The sequence below is a fragment of the Dyadobacter ginsengisoli DSM 21015 genome, assembly GCF_059568735.1.
This window is the reverse complement of the sequence record NZ_JCANTY010000005.1, coordinates 312,740-327,813: the sequence shown is the minus strand read 5'-3', so window position 1 is coordinate 327,813 and position 15,074 is coordinate 312,740. Positions and strand designations below refer to the sequence as shown.

Sequence of the window (15,074 nt, the reverse complement as noted above, 5' to 3'; positions counted from 1 at the left end):
GCTATTCCATATGCAGGAATTGTTGCCGGACTTTCTCTTCTTCCAGGTCCAGCTGTGCCAGATGCTGACGGATTACCTCTTCCTCGTAGGCTTCCTTTTTATTGAACTGGTGGAGAATATGCCGCTTGTGTTCCAGCAATTCCTTGGTAATAGCCTGATAGCGGGTCACAAATGGCAGCCCGGAGTCCATGGCTTCCGAATCGCGGGCGTGATCCAGAAATCCGATGTCGCTTTCCAGCTTGAATTTCAGGCTTTGCAATAATTCGTTTTCGGGTATTTCGGACGCATATTTGCTGTTGAGCATATCGAGCGAAGCTTTGGCGAGCTTCCGGCGTATCACCACATCCTGCTCATGTGAGGACACCGAATAGTCCTTTTCTTCGATGTTCATCCAGCGGACGATCAGTGGTAAGGTAAGCCCCTGGAAAACGAGCGTTACCAGTATCACTACAAAAGTGATAAACAACACCATATTCCGCTGCGGGAATGGCTGTCCGCTATCCAGCAGCAACGGAATGGACAATGCTGATGCCAGTGAAACCACGCCGCGCATCCCCGCCCAGCCAAACACAAATGGCATGCGCAACCCCGGACTGGGATCAGCGGTGGTGATGAAACGGCTGATAATAACCGTAAAATAGGACGAACCAATGGTGCTGGCAATGCGGGTTATGATCACCACGAGTGAAATGATCAGCCCGTACTTGATGGCTTCAAAAAGAGAAGCGTCGCCCAATCCCTGTACGATCACCGGCAGTTCGAGCCCGATGAGCATAAAAACCAGACCATTCAGTACAAACCCCACGGTCGACCACACATTGATACCCTGTATCCGGCTCAAATGAGTGAGAATGCTATGCTGGTTTCTCGAAAGGAAGAGCCCGCCGGTCACGACGGCAATGACACCTGAAAAATGGAATTCTTCTGCCGCGATGTACATTGCATAAGGAGCTACGAAAGTCAGAATGGTGTCGATGCTGGGTGTGGTGGGCAGCCACCGGTGAATGGCGTAGAAAATCAGCGCAACGCCCATCCCGACGGCAAATCCCATGATAATGACAATGAAAAAGCTGGAAACCGCTTCCGTAAGTACAAAGGTGCCGGATGCCACAGCCACCAGTGCAAATCTGAAGACGATCAGTGACGATGCATCGTTCAGTAAACTTTCGCCTTCGGCAATGGTGATCAGGCGCTTGGGGACTTTTATATTCTGAAGTATGGAAGTGGTCGCTACCGCATCGGGCGGTGAGATAATGCCGCCCAGCAGGAAGCCCAGTGCCAGTGTAAATCCGGGAATGACCGCCTGCGAAACATAGGCGATCACGCAGGAAGTAAAGATGACGATGATGAATGCAAAGGATCCGATGACCCGCCGCCATTTCCAGAAGTCCTTCCAGGAAGTCTGCCAGGCTGCTTCATAAAGCAATGGCGGCAGGAAAATGAGGAAGATCAGCTGCGGGTCTATTTCCACCGTCGGTAGGCCGGGGACCAGGCTGAGGGCCAATCCGCCGAGGACCAGCACAATAGGGTAAGCAATTTTGATTCGCCTCGCGAGCATGACCAGTAACATGATGATCATCACCAGCGAGAGGTACAGTATAATGGATTCGTGCATAGGGGTTCGTTCAGTATCGGCTTTTATCGCAAGTTCAATTTAATACCATTTGTGGATTTCAATACAATCTGGGGATGCATACCCACGGTAAAGCCCGGCTCGCGACCGAACGTAAACCGCTTGATCAATGCGGACAGTAACAGCTGCATTTCCATTAATGCAAACTGCTGACCGATGCATATCCGCGGTCCGGCACCGAAAGGCAGGTAGTTGAATTTGGCGCGATTCTTCACGGCTTCGGCATTGAAATGGTCGGGATTGAATGTCCCAGGATTATCCCAAAGGCTTGGATTCCGGTGCAGCTCAAAAATAGACATGAATACCGAGCTGCCTTTTGGAACCGGGTAGCCCTCAATTTCCTGATCGACGGTGCTTTCGCGCGTCATCGTCCAGGCGGGCGGGTACAGGCGCAGGCCTTCTTCCACCACCTGGCGGGTGTAGGGCATTTGAATGAGTTGTTCGAAACCGGGTACTGTTTCAAATATCTCACATTCTTTCCTGATCCGTTTCACGATCTCCGGTTGAGCCGAAAGCTCCCATAACAGCCAGCTCAGCCCTGTGGCCGAGGTTTCGTGACCGGCGGCGAACATGGTAATAGCCTCGTCACGGATCTGCTCATCGTTCATTTGCTCGCCGGTTTCCTCATCCGTGCTGTCGAGCAGCAGTTGGAGGAGGTCATTGGGCATCTCGCCGGATAATCTCCGCTTGCTGATAAAGTCGAAAACCAACCTGTTGAAATACGCCAGGTCCGATTTGAAGCGCCGATCTTCGCCATTGACGGCCATGAGCGGCAAACGGTAAGGCTTGCGTACCCGTGTCACGAGATAGGTTTGAGTTCGGCTTACCTGCCTGTAAATCTGCTCCTTATCTTCGTTATTCATGTTCCCGAAGAGGGTTTTCAATGCGATATCCGAGGTAATGCCCATCATTTTGGCATCGATATCGACGGTGCCCTTGTTCCGCAGTAGTTCCAGCTCGTCGAGGAATGCGGTGGTGAGCTCGCCCATGGTCAAAAACAGGTCGTTTAGTCGTTCGCGGTGGAAAGCGGGTTGCACCAACCTTCTTTGGCGCAGCCAGAAATCTCCATCGCTGATCACCAGTCCGTTGCCTAATACCGGCCGCAGCATTTTTACCGAATTCCCTTTTTTGAACTGCTTGTGATGCTGTTGCAGCACGTGCCTGAAAAAAGCGGGGTCACGCGTGACGATAAATTCTTTGAACAGGCGGATTTTGTAGGTATCCCCACAGGTATCGAACCCCTGCCGCAGAAAATGCAGCGGATCACGGGCAAAACGAACGGGGGCTAACAGCCGGATCGGGCCGATTTTGAACTCGGGAATGGAACGCATACCGTATAAATGATGGGAATCCATGCAAATAAACCATTCCGGCGTAATAATGGGCGTGGGGCGGTAATAAAAATATGACCGGGCAGGCATGTAAAAAGGTGCACGACGCCCGGCCACGCACCTTTTTAAAATAGCAATAACCTTATTTCTTGCCCGCAAACGACCGCAGCATCCAGGTATTTTTTTCCTTGAACTGCATGAAACGGTTCACCATGTCATTGGTACCGTCGTCGCCAGCCTGGGCCGTGGCTTCGAGGAGTTCCCTTTCCAGGCTGATCAGCTTGCTGAAATCGTCGAGTACGGCATCCACCATGTCCAGATCTTTCATACCGATCGTATTAATCTCCTTGATCGAGGATTCGCTGATGTAATCGGCAAAACGGCTGTGCGGCGGCTTGCCCAGCGTGAGTACGCGCTCGGCGATCTCGTCGATCGTCAGTTGCGCATTGGTATACAACTCCTCGAATTTGACGTGCAGCGTGAAAAAGTTCTGTCCCTTGATATTCCAGTGGCAGCCCCTCAATTTTTGGTAATGAATGTGGTAGTTGGCCAGATAGTCGTTCAGTAAATCCACAACCGGTTTGACATCGGTTTCACTCAGGCTGATTGTTTTGGCATCCATGATATTGAAGATTGGGTTGACATTGTTTCATGAAATTCTGTCATCAAAACCATACCAGAAAATCAGAAAAGGGCATTTGTTGCGTTAATTGTTCCTGACGGCCGCAAACGGGCGGTCAAATACAGGTTTCTGTTGCCGGAAAGCGGTTTTCCGTTCCGGCAGGCATGATACTTGAAGTATTCAGTTTATACCCATTAATCCCAATAAACTATGTTCCTCGAAAATTTGAAAACAATGAAAGTCAACGGGCTGCTGTGGTTGGGCCTGGCCTTTTCGGTCCCGTCTTTGGCCCAGAATAAGGAAGAAGATAAAGTGAAGGCTGCCGCGGCGGTTCTCGACGATTTCAACGGAATGCAGCAGCAGATCCCTGCGCAACTTCTCGAAGCATCGAAAGGCATTATCATCGTACCCAGGATGATCAATGCCGGATTGGTAGTGGGAGGGAAGCACGGGAAGGGTCTTGCGATGATCAAACATGAAGATGGTAAATGGAGCGATCCGGTATTTGTGACGATCACGGGTGGTAGCGTAGGCGCGCAGATCGGCGTGCAGGCTGTGGACCTGGTGTTAGTTTTTAAAAGCGAAAAGTCGTTGATGAATATTGAAAAGGGCGACTATACGCTGGGCTCCGACCTGTCGGTAGCGGCAGGGCCGGTGAGTAAAAATGCTTCTGCCACAACGGATTACAAACTCGAAGCGGAAGTTTACTCCTATTCGAGGGCCAAGGGACTGTTTGCCGGTGTGACGGTGAATGGTGCAATGCTCGCGGTCGATACCCGAGCCAATACAGGTATGTATGGCAGCAAGGCCGATGTGAAAACCATTTTTAACGAATCAAACATTTCATCCAAAGCTGTCGAGGAGCTGCGCGAGAAGCTGGATGATTTTAACTGAAAAGCAGTATGCCATCTTCGGTCGTTTCCAAAATGATTTACAACGAGGAGACGCAGACATTACGGATCGTATATGTTTCGGGGATGGTATATGACTATAAAAAAGTCCCTTCGGAGGTGTATCAGGCCATGACGGCTGCCCGCTCCAAAGGGACTTTTTTGAATAGATACATCAAAGGCAATTTCCAATTTGAAAAAGTAGGGGACTGAATATTACTCAGGCTGGTTCGCAGTTTTTTTCACTGCAGAATTTCACCTCGCCCGAAACCAGATTCCGGCATTTAATCTTTCCGGTGATCTTCGTTACCGATCCTTTCTGAATTGATTCATGGTTGAGGATCACCCACACATCGGGCTTGCCCTTCATTCTCACTTTTGCCCCGTTTGGGAATTTTTGTTCGTGCGCCATTCATTTTAATAGTAAGGTAGCAAAGATAGCATTTTAGGGGCGGATATGTCCGCCAGGCTTTTCCTGGTGTTTTTATTTTGTCGTATATTCCTGCCCCGAACGCGGCTGTGGTCCCCAATCGGGCTTTTTTTTGAATATCGATATCTCCACTTGGCTATAACGATGGGTTGGTGTTAAAAAAATGAAAAGAATTTTTACTATCCTTTTTTCCGTGGTTTCCTGCATTGCCCAGGCGCAGAATCAGACCGATACTTTAAAAGTCAGAGCGCTGGACGAGGTAGTCGTGACGGCCTCCCGCGTGACGGAAAGCATCCTGGTATCGCCGGTCAGCATACAGAAAGTAAGCAGTAAAACCATTGCATTATCTCCCGCGTTGTCGTTTTTTGATGCGCTTGAAAACGTTCAGGGCGTGCATATGATCACCCCCTCGCTGGGGTTTAAAGTCTTGAACGCTAGGGGTTTTTCGAATACGGCCAATGTTCGTTTCGCACAGTTGACAGATGGGATGGATGTACAGTCACCACATATCGGCGGCGCGATTGGGAACTCCCTCGGCCCGACCGACCTGGATATCGATAACATTGAAATCCTTCCAGGTACAGCATCCGCATTGTACGGGATGAATACCGTGAATGGGCTCGCTAATTTTTTTACCAAGAACCCATTCACCTCGGAAGGGCTTTCCATCCAGCAGAAAACCGCTATCAATCACCTGAACGACAGCCGGAGCAAAGCCAGGCCGTTTACCGAAACAACCCTTCGTTTTGCCAAAATCATTGCACCGAAATGGGCATTCAAGGTGAACGGGGAATTTACCAAAGGTTATGACTGGATCGCTTCCGACCAGACCGAGCTGAATGCGAATGCCAACAGCAGTACCCAGCTTTTCGGAAACGATAATCCTGCCAGTGATCCGGTTAACAACTATGGCAACGAGAGTTCCGACCGTAAAACGATCACTCTGGGCGGGAAGAAATATGTGGTGAGCCGTACAGGTTACCAGGAGGCCAATGTAGTCGATTATAACTTACAGAATATCAAGGGTGATGTGGGGGTCTATCATAAAATCGCCCCCGGTGCGATGCTAACCTACACCTATCATTTTGGTCTGCTCGATCATGTTTATCAGCGGGCCAACCGTTTCCGGCTTGAAAACTATTTTGTGCAACAACACGGCATTCAATATCAGTCGATATCTGTGCAGGCCAAACTATATGTCAATTCTGAAAATACCGGCAAGTCGTATAACCTGCGTTCGATGGCCGAAAACTTGGACCGCAGCTACAAGTCTGACAATGTCTGGTATACCGATTTCACCAAGGGCTTCAATCAGGCGGTCACGGGCGGTGCAACTGTCGCAGATGCCATGCGGCAGGCGAGGACGCTCGCCGATGAGGGCCGCTACCTGCCCGGCACCGAACGGTTTAATGTCCAGCTGAGTAAATTGCAGGATATCAACAACTGGGACGTGGGCGCGGCGCTGCGCGTGAAGGCAGATTTCGTCCATGCCGAAGCGCAAGTGAACCTGACAGAAAAATACCTCCACCCGCTGAAAGAAAAACATGGGCTGGATCTGCTCGTGGGAGTTGACCACCGCACTTATCTCATCGCACCCGACGGCAATTATTTCGTGAATCCCGAGGCGGGAAAGGAGAGCAAGACCATCGCATACAGCAAAACGGGTGGGTTCGTGTCCGTTAACAAGAGTTTGATCAACAACAGGTTGAAACTGGGTGTCATCCTTCGCGCCGACAAGAGCGATTACTTCGATGCTACATTCAACCCGCGCATTTCAGCAGTTTACAGCCCCGTTCACAGCCAGAACCTGAGAGCGTCGTTCCAGAGCGGTTACCGGTTTCCGAGCATTTTTGAGGCGTATAGCAATGTCAACAGCGGCGGAGTGAAGCGGGTTGGCGGCCTGCCGGTAATGTCGAGCGGGATTTTCGAGAATGCATGGCTCGCCAACTCGGGTACAAACTTCCAGCAGGTGGTTTTAAATGATATCAACACGAATGGCCTGTCTCAGGACGCTGCCATCGAAAAGAACAAGGGCTTACTGAAAAAGAACCCCTACACCTACGTCAAGCCCGAGCATACGCAGACCTGGGAGTTTGGTTACCGGGGGGTGTTTTTTGATAACAACTTGTTCGCGAATGCAGATCTGTATTTCAACCGGTACAGCAACTTCATTGCCCAGGCCAACATGAATGTCCCGGTGTCGGGCGACGCGGCTGCCATCCCGTACGACCTCTACGACAAAGCGAAACAGGCTCAATACCGGATGTACACCAATTCGCAGTCCGTTATTTACAACTACGGTTTCAGTACAGGTCTCAGCTATCAATTGAAAAAGGAGTGGATTTTTGCAGTGAACACCACTTTTGCAAAACTTAGAAATACCGAAAAGCAGGACGGACTTGAAGACGGTTTCAACACGCCGAAATGGATGTGGAACGGCTCAGTATCCAAACAGGGGCTGGCTACCAATCTCGACGCGACGATATCTTATAAATGGCAATCGGGCTACTATTCCCAGACCTTCCTCGTCAACGGCAATGTCCCCGCATACGGCAGTCTCGACGCGCAACTAACTTACCACGTCTCTGCGATCAAAACACACATCAAAGCCGGTGCCGGCAACCTGCTCAACAAGTACTATGTTTCCTTCCTGGGAGGACCGGCGGTCGGCGCGATGTACTACGTTACTTTGGTTTTTCAATGAAGTAAATTGAATCATTCGCTCGCTCAAAATTCCTTCTTCCGCATCTGCCCCACTGCATAATCCACGGCCCGTGCCGTGAGTGCCATATAGGTGAGCGATGGGTTTTGAGTGGCGGTGGAGGTCATGGAGGCACCGTCGGTGACGAAGACGTTCGGGACCTGGTGCATCTGGTTCCATTTATTGAGGATCGAGGTTTTGGGGTCTTTACCCATTCTGGCGCCCCCCATTTCGTGGTTTTCGCTGCCCGGGTTACGCTGGGTGTCGGAAGTTTTGATGTTGGTAAAACCAGCCTTGTGCAGCATTTCACTCAACTCGGTATAAAAATCCTGCACCATTTTCATGTCATTGTCATCGAATGCAACATTCATCCGTAGTTGCGGGATGCCCCAGGCGTCTTTCAGGTTGGGATCGAGGCTTATGAAGTTGGATTCTTTGGTTAACGTTTCGCCCATCATCTGCGCGCCCAGCGACCAGCCGCCTTCCTCCGGCGCGAACAGGCTTTCTTTCAGCGACTCGCCCAGGCCCGTATTGGGATTGCCGACTTTGGAAGCTGAAAAAGAGGTCGCATACCCGCGCAGGAAGTCGGTTTCCTGCTTGAAAACGTTACGGAACCTCGGGATGTAGGCCCCATTGGGCCGCCGGCCGTCGGTGGTACGGTCGTGGAAGCCGTCGAAATCTGCCGATACGCGGCCACGGTAGTTGTGGAAGCCGATGAATTTGCCCAGCATACCGCTATCGTTACCCAGTCCGTTAGGGAAGCGTGCCGACCTGGAATTAAGCAAAATCAGGTTGGAATTGATGGCCGATGCATTGATGAAAATCACTTTGGCGTAGTACTCGGTCATTTCCTTCGTGAGCGCATCCACCACACGTACACCCGTGGCACGTTTCTTCTGCTCGTCGTAGATCACCGAATGCACCACCGAATGTGGCCTCAATGTAAGATTCCCTGTTTTTTCCGCCCAGGGCAGAGTCGCCGCATTGGTGCTGAAATACCCGCCAAACGGGCACCCCCGCTGACACATGTTACGGTGCTGGCATTTGGCCCGCCCCTGCTGGGTATGAATAGGCTGAGGGGCGGTGATATGCGCCGCACGACCGATGATGACCGGGCGGGTCCCCTTGTAATTTTTGGCAGTTTGGTCGCTGAAATGCTTTTCGACACAACTCATTTCATGTGGCGGGAGAAATTCACCGTCCGGAAGCTGCGGCAAACCGTCTTTGTTACCGGAAATGCCTGCAAATTTCTCCACATAGCTGTACCAGGGCGCAATGTCCTTATAACGGATGGGCCAGTCGGTAGCGAAGCCATCGCGGGCCGGACCTTCGAAGTCGTAATCCGACCAGCGTTGCGTCTGTCTCGCCCAGAGCAGCGAGCGGCCGCCTACCTGGTAGCCGCGCATCCAGCTGAACGGTTTGTCCTGAACATAGGGATGCTCGTAGTCTTTGACCACAAAATGCATGGCATCCTCGCGGAAGATATAATGCTTGCTTGCCATCGGGCTGGCTTCACGAACTGCCAGCGGCGGTAATCCGCGGTGCTCGAATTCCCACGGCATCATGTTGGTAGTGGGGTAATCTACAATGTGCCTGACGTCGCGGCCACGTTCAAGTACCAAGGTTTTGAGGCCTTTTTCGGTCAGTTCCTTGGCTGCCCAGCCGCCGCTGATCCCGGTACCCACGACGATCGCGTCGAATGTCTGTGCGTTTACTGCGTCAATATTGAAATAGCTCATGTGAAATGTTTTGTAATGCAAAAAGGGTCAGGTGTTGTTTAGAGTCAGGTGTTGTTGGAGGGCGGATATTGTTCAGGGTATTATTTCCGAAAAAGGTTGGGTAACAACTTATCGTGCAACAGCAACCGCCAGGTGCCCCAATCGTGCGCGCCGGCTCCGCCGATGAAATAGTCATGTTTTACACCGGCTTTTTCCAGAGCGGCATGCGTGGCAGCGGATCTTTTACCTACAAAATCCTGTTCGCCGCTGCCCAGCCCGACCAGCAGGTAGCCTACTTTATCTTTGATTTTAGGATCGCTGAAAAACGCCGGGTTCAGCTTTTCCGGTTCCAGGTCGCCCGCGCTTAATATGCCAAATGAACTGAACAGGTCTATCGCGTTGAAGCCCACGGCCTCGGTGTGGCGCCCGCCCATGGAAAGTCCGGATATCGCCCGGCCTTTGCGGTCTTTGACCGTGCTGTAACGCGCATCCACGAAGGGCACGATCTGCTTCCTGATTTCTTCTTCAAACAGTTTGTAGGTCTTGTCAAGATGGTTGGGATCATTCCGGTGAATAACCTGATTATTGGGCATGGCGATGATCATCGGTACGATTTTTCCCTCCGCCAGTAGGTTATCGGCGATGAAGTTGGCCCGGCCGTCCAGTGTCCAGCCGGAGGCCAGCTCGCCGCTTCCTCCAAGCAGGTAAAGCACGGGGTATTTCTTTTTGGGATCATAGCCCGGCGGTGTATACACGAACATTTCCCGCTCGCCATCAAGTACATTGGAATGATAAATATGCCTTGCAATGCTCCCGTGCGGCACATTACGCGCGTCATAATAGGCGGGCCCGTTCCCGTGTACGACCAGGTTGCTGTACCCCGGCTGGTTGGACGTGCCGGTCAGCGTGTTGTTCGGGTCGGCAACGGCGACGCCGTCGAGCAGGAAGCGGTACACGTAAATGTTGGGTTCCACGGGTCCCACAATCAGCGTCCAGACGCCATCGCTGCCCTTCACAAATGGAACATTGTCCTTGCTTTTGAGCGCCAGCAGGATCGGTCCGCCGGTGAGCTCCACTTTTTGTGCATCAGGCGCTTTCAGGCGAAAGGTAACCGTGTGGTCGTCTTTCACTTCCGGTGAAATGACATTGCCGCCATAGGGTACCAGCTGTTGCGTGTTTTTTTGCGGAGCCCAATCGAGATTGACGTTCGCCTGCTGGGCCATGGAAAGCGACGTGGCGGCCAGCAGCGCGGGGATGGCGATGTATTTTTTTAAGGGTTTCATCAGAATATCCGTTTCACAGAGAAAGACGAGGAAACGGCAGGGATACCTGTCAGAGAGATTGAAATAAATGCACAATGTTTTACATGATCTGGCTGGATCCGCGTATCACCATCGAACTTTCCAGCACCACCCGTTCGAATGCAAAACGGGTGCTGTTAAGTTCCTTGAAAACCAGCTCCATCGCCTTCACGCCCATCTCAAAGGCTGGCTGGGACACTGAGCTGAGCGGCGGATCCAGTAGCTCATTGGTAGGTTCGTTGTAAAAGCCGATAATGGCCAGTTCCTGTGGAATGCGGATGCCGCGCTGCTTCGCGAGTACGAGGGCCCATTGCGCGATCTGGTCACTATATGCAAGAATAGCGTCGTGCTGTGCGCCGGAATCAAACAGCTCGTTGATGGCGGCGATCATCGAATCTTTCTCCTGCTCCGCGATCTTGATAATGCGCTCGTCGATGGGGATACCGTGGTCCGACAGTGCCTGGGTATAGCCTTCCAGCCGCTTCTGACTGATCTGCAACTGCTTCGGCCCGCGGAAGAATGCAATGCGCCGCCGACCCTGAGCGATCAGCAGTGCCGTTGCTTCATAGGCTGCCTGGTGATTGTCGATCAGCACCTTGGAGCAGATAATTTCCTCGCAATCACGGTTGAATAGAACCAGCGGCACATTCTTACGCTGGATTTTGTGCAAATGGTCGTAGTTGGTGGTGTTGGCGGACATCGAAAGTACTACGCCGGAAGTCCGTGAGCTGAGCAGACTCTGGATCTGCCGCACTTCCTTTTCGTAGCTGTCGTCCGTCTGGCAGATAAGTAGCTGATAGCCATGTTTTTCGGCCACCTCGGCCATGCCCGGAATGGCTTGCAGGTATAATGCATAGCTGATTTTGGGTACCACCACGCCGATCGTTTTGCTGCGCCGGTTGAGCAGCTGGAAGGCAAGCTGGTTGGGTTCATAGTCGAGCTCCTCGGCCAGTTCGTACACTGCTTTCCGTGTCGATTCCCTGATATCGGGATGATTTTTCAATGCCCTCGAAACCGTGGAAATAGAAATGCCCAGCTTCGTGGCGATGGTTTTAAGGGTAATATCTTCCATGGTCGTGTTGAGTCGTTTACTTGAAAAAATCTAAAAGCGATTCTTCCTTAAAAGAGCAGAAGAAAAGCTTCTGAACCAAAACATTACAGGCGCGATTGCTACTGAATTTTTCTGCAAAGGTTTGCGGAAAGGTTTGCGGAAATTTTTTAAGGGTTTTGTTTGCAGCGACTTAAAGAAATTTTCTTCTTACCCTTAGATAGTGTTTTTGTGACACAATTATGAAATTGTGAATCATGGTAAAATACAACTATTCCTAACCCTAACCCAGTTTCTTAAAACCGTTTCATTTCCTAACCCGGGTCTACGCTGCCGCGGAAAGCCCTATCCCGTTTAACAAGCTATGAGAAAAAACTACAAACTGACGGGCCGGCTCTGGCTTTGCCTGTTGCTCAACTGCCTGCTCTGGCATTCGTTCGCTGTCTCCGCCGCCGCTGCACCGGTCCGTGGCCGGGTTACTTCGGAAAAAAATGAACCGCTGATCGGCGTGAATGTGATCATCAAAGGCACTTCCACCGGCACCAGTACCGATGCCGAGGGCCGTTTTTCGCTCAATGCGCCCGATGGCGGCGGCACACTCATCTTTTCATTTATAGGATATGTTTCAAAGGAAATTGAAATCGGAAACCAGAGCGAAATACATGTGCAGCTCGCGGCAGATACCAAGATCCTGAACGAAGTCGTGGTAGTAGGTTATGGTACCCAGCGCAAAAGCGATGTGACCGGCTCGCTTACCTCCATTTCGGCAGACCAGTTTAAGGAACAGCCCGTGAACCGCCTCGACCAGATCCTGCAAGGCCGGGCGTCGGGCGTGCAGGTCACCAACGCATCGGGCTCACCGGGTGGAGATGTGCGTATCCGGATCAGGGGCGCTAACTCTATCAATAGCGACAATAGTCCGCTCTATGTCGTAGATGGCTTTGTGGGCGCGGATTTCAACAACATCAATCCCGAAGATATCGCTTCTCTGGAAGTGCTGAAAGATGCTTCTGCCACAGCGATTTACGGCAGCCGCGGATCCAACGGGGTCATTATCATCACCACCAAAACCGGCAAGAAAGGAGGCATGCAGGTCAACTTCGGAGCGCGGTTCTCTTCTGCCGAGGTTTTGAAGAGAATGGATCTCCTTCATGCATTCGATTATGCCGAAACTGTAAACGCACGGGCCGCAGCTACGAATTCGAACCCGGTTTTCACCCAGGCTCAGATCGACCAGTTCCGGCAGAATGGCGGCACCGACTGGCAGGACCAGATCCTGCGTCGTGCGGGGGGGCAGGAATACCAGCTCGGGATTTCGGGCGGGAACGATAAAACCACTTACCTGATATCCGCCAACTACCTCAAACAGAACGGGATCATCAATAACTCGGATTACCGTCGCTTCACGGTGCGGTCGAACATTGCTTCGCAGGTTTCGGATAAGTTCTCGGTGCGGCTGAACTTCACGGGAACGCGCCGGGAAAACCATAACACCAGCGGCACCGGCGCACGCGGCAGCGCGCTGGGGCAGGCCCTCGCATGGGCCCCTACCACGCCCGTGTATGACGCGAACGGCAACTACACCTATCGCGACCCGACGGGCTCCATTTTTGAAAATCCCCTCGCACTGACGACTGATCAGGATAGCCGCACCAACCGGAACATCGTGAACCTGATCGGCGGTTTGCGGTATGAATTCATTCCCGGTCTGTCGCTCGATGTGCAATATGGGGTGAATTATATCAACCAGCAGGATAAATCCTACGCAGGTCCGCTGCTGACAAGCTACCTGCCCCGCGCAGGCCGCAGCTCCGGCGAACAGGTTACCTTGCAAAGTACCAACTCGCTGAACTACAAACGGATTTTCGGCAAGCACAGCCTCGACGTGATCGGTGTTTTTGAAACCCAGAAGCAGATCGGGGAGTCGTTTTATGCCAATGCCACCAACCTGACCTACCCGGCGCAGTCGTACAACAACCTCGCGCTCGCAGCTTCCAACCTCATAGGCTCGGGCTATTCCAAATGGAGCCTGATGTCGTACCTGGGACGGATCAACTACGGTTTTGCCGATCGCTACCTTCTTTCTGCAACCATCCGTCGGGACGGTTCGTCCAAATTCCAGGGTAACAACAAATGGAGCGTTTTCCCGTCATTGGCATTGGGCTGGAAGGTTTCGGAGGAGGCATTCATGAAAAGCCAGAATGTGTTCAGCAGCCTGAAACTGCGCGGCAGCTGGGGACTCACCGGTAACCAGGCCATTAACCCATACGGAACGCTTTCGAGCTACATTACCAATGTCGATGACGCCGCGGTGGCATTCACTTCCGGCTATTTCACCAATGGCATTACCAATGGCATTGTGCTGGGCAACCCCGGTAATCCGAATTTAAAGTGGGAAACCACCGGACAGGTTAATGGCGGTATCGACGCCGAGATCCTGCGGGGGCGGGTTTCATTATCCGTGGACTATTTTGTCAAAAACACCCGCGACCTGCTGCTCAGCCAACCGCTTCCGGCTTACATCGGCGGTAATAACATCCTGAAAAACATCGGGGAGGTGCAAAACAAGGGCTGGGAGTTTTCCGTCGATGCAGACGTGATCGAGGGAAAGGGTTTCCGCTGGAACACCAATTTGAACTTGTCTCTGAACAAGAACAAGGTCGTGAGGCTGGCCTCGGCAAGCGATACGATTTTCGCGGCTACCGAATTTGTGCTGATCCCTGGCCAACAAATGGCGGCATTCTGGGGGTTGAACTACCTTGGTACCTGGAAGCCCAACCAGGCCGACGAAGCGGCCATCTATAAGCAGAAGCCCGGAGACGCGCGTTACCGGGACCTGAATGGTGATAAGGTCGTGGATTCCAAGGATTATCAGGTGATCGGCAACGGGATGCCGAAAACAACCCTCGGCTGGAACAACACCTTTTCTTACAAGGGCATTTCGCTGAATGTTTTCTTCCAGGGTGTATTTGGTTTTAACAAACTCAATTACAGCTATGCCAATGGTGTCGTAGGCAGTACCGACGTCCGCCAGCCTACTTTCGCGGCGATCAAAGGCCGCTATATTCCGGGTGTGAACGAAACGTCCGACATTCCCGCATTTAGCGGAGCGAAGGAGAACTTTTACGTGCAGTCGACGCGGTTCCTGGAAAAAGGGGATTTTTTAAGGATGAAAAACATCAGCCTTGGCTACGATATCCCCAGGTCGTTCCTGAAAAACATCGCCTCGGTGCGGGTATTTGTGAGCGGTACCAACCTGCTGACTTTCACGCAATACAAAGGCATCGACCCGGAATCGACCTCCAACGGCGTGGGTGACATTGTCCAGAACATCGACCATGCTTCGTATCCCAATGCCAAAACCTGGACCGCAGGCATTAATCTGACATTTTAAAAATCT

General features: G+C 51.9%; 11 protein-coding genes. 4 read left to right on the top strand and 7 right to left on the bottom strand.

Translation table 11 applies throughout. From position 1 onward, the window contains the following. Position 1 precedes the first annotated feature (1 nt). The 3 genes from BP71_RS19880 to BP71_RS19870 all read right to left on the bottom strand — a co-directional run bounded on the left by BP71_RS19880 (position 2) and on the right by BP71_RS19870 (position 3,586). Positions 2-1,615 (bottom strand): Na+/H+ antiporter, encoded by a 1,614-nt coding sequence (locus tag BP71_RS19880; RefSeq protein ID WP_496382393.1) that lies wholly within the window; start codon positions 1,613-1,615, stop codon positions 2-4. A gap of 23 nt (positions 1,616-1,638) precedes the next feature. Further along, the gene (locus BP71_RS19875; protein WP_496382391.1) at positions 1,639-2,964 is read right to left on the bottom strand and encodes a cytochrome P450; all 1,326 of its coding nucleotides are present in this window, start codon (positions 2,962-2,964) and stop codon (positions 1,639-1,641) included. 142 nt (positions 2,965-3,106) lie between these two features. Next, positions 3,107-3,586, bottom strand: a complete 480-nt coding sequence (locus BP71_RS19870; protein ID WP_496382389.1) for a Dps family protein — start codon at positions 3,584-3,586, stop codon at positions 3,107-3,109. 210 nt (positions 3,587-3,796) lie between these two features. On the opposite strand from BP71_RS19870, the gene BP71_RS19865 reads away from it, so the two are divergent. Further along, positions 3,797-4,480: a lipid-binding SYLF domain-containing protein gene (locus BP71_RS19865; RefSeq protein WP_496382387.1), complete on the top strand. Its 684-nt coding sequence runs from the start codon at positions 3,797-3,799 to the stop codon at positions 4,478-4,480. Between the two features lie 8 nt (positions 4,481-4,488). After that, positions 4,489-4,689, top strand: coding sequence for a KTSC domain-containing protein (locus tag BP71_RS19860; RefSeq protein ID WP_496382385.1), 201 nt, complete (start codon positions 4,489-4,491; stop codon positions 4,687-4,689). A gap of 7 nt (positions 4,690-4,696) precedes the next feature. Here BP71_RS19860 and BP71_RS19855 read toward each other — a convergent pair whose 3' ends face one another. Continuing rightward, a complete protein-coding gene (locus BP71_RS19855; protein ID WP_496382383.1) occupies positions 4,697-4,888 on the bottom strand; it encodes a hypothetical protein in 192 nt (63 codons plus the stop codon). Positions 4,889-5,069: 181 nt separating this feature from the next. On the opposite strand from BP71_RS19855, the gene BP71_RS19850 reads away from it, so the two are divergent. Beyond that, the gene (locus BP71_RS19850) at positions 5,070-7,610 is read left to right on the top strand and encodes a TonB-dependent receptor (RefSeq protein WP_496382381.1); all 2,541 of its coding nucleotides are present in this window, start codon (positions 5,070-5,072) and stop codon (positions 7,608-7,610) included. 23 nt (positions 7,611-7,633) lie between these two features. On the opposite strand, the gene BP71_RS19845 is transcribed toward BP71_RS19850, so the two are convergent. From BP71_RS19845 to BP71_RS19835, 3 genes are all read right to left on the bottom strand, one after another. Continuing rightward, the gene (locus BP71_RS19845) at positions 7,634-9,346 is read right to left on the bottom strand and encodes a GMC oxidoreductase (protein ID WP_496382379.1); all 1,713 of its coding nucleotides are present in this window, start codon (positions 9,344-9,346) and stop codon (positions 7,634-7,636) included. An 80-nt stretch (positions 9,347-9,426) separates the two neighbouring features. After that, the gene (locus tag BP71_RS19840; RefSeq protein WP_496382377.1) at positions 9,427-10,608 is read right to left on the bottom strand and encodes an alpha/beta hydrolase-fold protein; all 1,182 of its coding nucleotides are present in this window, start codon (positions 10,606-10,608) and stop codon (positions 9,427-9,429) included. A gap of 79 nt (positions 10,609-10,687) precedes the next feature. Then, on the bottom strand, positions 10,688-11,698 hold the full coding sequence (locus BP71_RS19835) for a LacI family DNA-binding transcriptional regulator (RefSeq protein WP_496382375.1): 1,011 nt from the start codon (positions 11,696-11,698) through the stop codon (positions 10,688-10,690). Positions 11,699-12,038: 340 nt separating this feature from the next. Between BP71_RS19835 and BP71_RS19830 the strand changes: the two genes are divergently transcribed. Further along, positions 12,039-15,068 (top strand): SusC/RagA family TonB-linked outer membrane protein, encoded by a 3,030-nt coding sequence (locus BP71_RS19830; protein WP_496382373.1) that lies wholly within the window; start codon positions 12,039-12,041, stop codon positions 15,066-15,068. The last annotated feature ends 6 nt before the right edge of the window (positions 15,069-15,074 follow it).

Coding starts and splice junctions, on each gene's coding strand:
- BP71_RS19880 (WP_496382393.1), bottom strand. CDS start 1,615: ATGCACGAATCCATTATACTGTACCTCTCGCTGGTGATGATCATCATG.
- BP71_RS19875 (WP_496382391.1), bottom strand. CDS start 2,964: ATGCGTTCCATTCCCGAGTTCAAAATCGGCCCGATCCGGCTGTTAGCC.
- BP71_RS19870 (WP_496382389.1), bottom strand. CDS start 3,586: ATGGATGCCAAAACAATCAGCCTGAGTGAAACCGATGTCAAACCGGTT.
- BP71_RS19865 (WP_496382387.1), top strand. CDS start 3,797: ATGTTCCTCGAAAATTTGAAAACAATGAAAGTCAACGGGCTGCTGTGG.
- BP71_RS19860 (WP_496382385.1), top strand. CDS start 4,489: ATGCCATCTTCGGTCGTTTCCAAAATGATTTACAACGAGGAGACGCAG.
- BP71_RS19855 (WP_496382383.1), bottom strand. CDS start 4,888: ATGGCGCACGAACAAAAATTCCCAAACGGGGCAAAAGTGAGAATGAAG.
- BP71_RS19850 (WP_496382381.1), top strand. CDS start 5,070: ATGAAAAGAATTTTTACTATCCTTTTTTCCGTGGTTTCCTGCATTGCC.
- BP71_RS19845 (WP_496382379.1), bottom strand. CDS start 9,346: ATGAGCTATTTCAATATTGACGCAGTAAACGCACAGACATTCGACGCG.
- BP71_RS19840 (WP_496382377.1), bottom strand. CDS start 10,608: ATGAAACCCTTAAAAAAATACATCGCCATCCCCGCGCTGCTGGCCGCC.
- BP71_RS19835 (WP_496382375.1), bottom strand. CDS start 11,698: ATGGAAGATATTACCCTTAAAACCATCGCCACGAAGCTGGGCATTTCT.
- BP71_RS19830 (WP_496382373.1), top strand. CDS start 12,039: ATGAGAAAAAACTACAAACTGACGGGCCGGCTCTGGCTTTGCCTGTTG.